The organism is Leucobacter sp. M11 (assembly GCF_035726885.1).
In the GTDB taxonomy this organism is placed as follows: domain Bacteria; phylum Actinomycetota; class Actinomycetes; order Actinomycetales; family Microbacteriaceae; genus JAPFRB01.
In genome coordinates this window covers 601,683-603,120 of record NZ_JAPFRB010000002.1, presented here as the reverse complement: position 1 = coordinate 603,120, position 1,438 = coordinate 601,683, and the positions used below count along the sequence as shown (strand labels likewise).

3 protein-coding genes are annotated in these 1,438 nt (G+C 70.0%); 2 read left to right on the top strand and 1 reads right to left on the bottom strand.

Going from position 1 to position 1,438, the window contains the following annotated elements; translation table 11 throughout:
* A partial coding sequence (locus tag OOT08_RS07240) for a M23 family metallopeptidase (RefSeq protein WP_325091926.1) occupies window positions 1-405 on the top strand: 405 nt, incomplete at its 5' end.
* A gap of 81 nt (window positions 406-486) precedes the next feature.
* Here the strand turns inward: OOT08_RS07240 and OOT08_RS07235 are convergent.
* Window positions 487-978: an inorganic diphosphatase gene (locus tag OOT08_RS07235; protein WP_325091925.1), complete on the bottom strand. Its 492-nt coding sequence runs from the start codon at window positions 976-978 to the stop codon at window positions 487-489.
* A gap of 184 nt (window positions 979-1,162) precedes the next feature.
* Here OOT08_RS07235 and OOT08_RS07230 point away from each other — a divergent pair.
* On the top strand, window positions 1,163-1,438 hold a 276-nt coding region (locus tag OOT08_RS07230; protein WP_442916189.1), incomplete at its 3' end, for an ATP-binding protein.

Below are 1,438 nucleotides of genomic sequence, written 5' to 3'. Positions count from 1 at the left end.
TGGGTACGCCCCTCCGGCGGCTACATCAGCTCGCACTTCAGCACCTGGCGCCCCGCCTGCAACAACGGCTACTGCGCGACCGAGCACACCGGCACCGACCTCGCCGCGGGCTACGGCACCCCGATCGTTGCCGCGACGAGCGGCACCGTGGAGCTGGGCGGCTGGACGAGCTGGGGCGGCGGCAACATGGTCTGGATCAACCACGCCGGTGGCTTCCAGACCCGTTACGCGCACATGTCCGAGATCTACGTGGGCGCCGGGCAGAGCGTGCAGGCGGGTCAGGTCATTGGCCTCGTCGGCGCGACCGGCAACGCCAACGGCCCGCACCTGCACTTCGAGACGCTCATCGGCGGCGTCTTCGTCGACCCGTACTACTTCATGGGCGACAGGGGCGTCTGGTTCTAAGGAACCCGAGCAGCGGCACCCGAAAAACGGCTGTGGCCCCCACCGATCGGTGGGGGCCACAGCCGTTTGAGTTGGAGGGGCTTAGTGGCCCTGCTCCGCGAGGCGCACGATGCCCTCTTCCACGATCTTCGTGGCGGCGGCGGCGTCTTCCCAGCCCTCGACCTTGACCCACTTGCCGGGCTCGAGGTCCTTGTAGTGCGTGAAGAAGTGCTCGATCTCGTTCTTGGTCTGCTCGGGCAGGTCCGCGAGGTCCTGGATGTGCTCCCAGCGGGGGTCCTTCGCGGGAACCGCGATCACCTTGGCGTCGTTGCCGCCGTCGTCGGTCATGTTGAACACGGCCACCGGGCGCAGGCTCACGCCGACGCCGGGGAACAGCGGGTACTCGAGGAGCGCGAGCACGTCAACCGGGTCGCCGTCCAGGCCGAGCGTGTTCTCGAAGTAGCCGTAATCCGTCGGGTACACGAACGCCGTGTAGAGCACGCGGTCGAGGTAGACGCGGCCGGTGGCGTGGTCGATCTCGTACTTGTTCCGGCTGCCCTTCGGGATTTCGATTACGGCGTCAAATGCTGCCATGGGTGGCTCCTCAGCTTGGTGGCGCCCGGCGCGGCAATCGCGGGGCGAACGATCGTGCCGCCGTGCGGCGACGCTGACCAGCGTACTTGATTCGGGGGGACACGCCTGGGAAAGTGCGCCGATTGGCGGGAACCGGGGCCCCGGGGGAGTCGCCGTGGCGCGCCCGGCGGTATAACGTGAGGGGGTGACTGAGCGCCTCCCCCGACTTCCGCAACACACCGCCGCCGTCCGCCTCGCCGTGCGCGAGGCGCTGGCCGAGTGCCCCGCCCCCGAGGGGGGCCTGGTCCTCGTGGCCCTCTCCGGCGGCGCCGACTCCCTCGCCCTGGCGGCGGCCACCGCCTTCGAGGCCGCCAAGCGCGGTATCCGCGCCGGGGCGGTCGTGGTCGATCACGGGCTGCAAGCTGGCTCGGACGAGGTCGCCGCACGGGCCGCGCAACAGGCCGCCGCTCTCGGGCTCGAC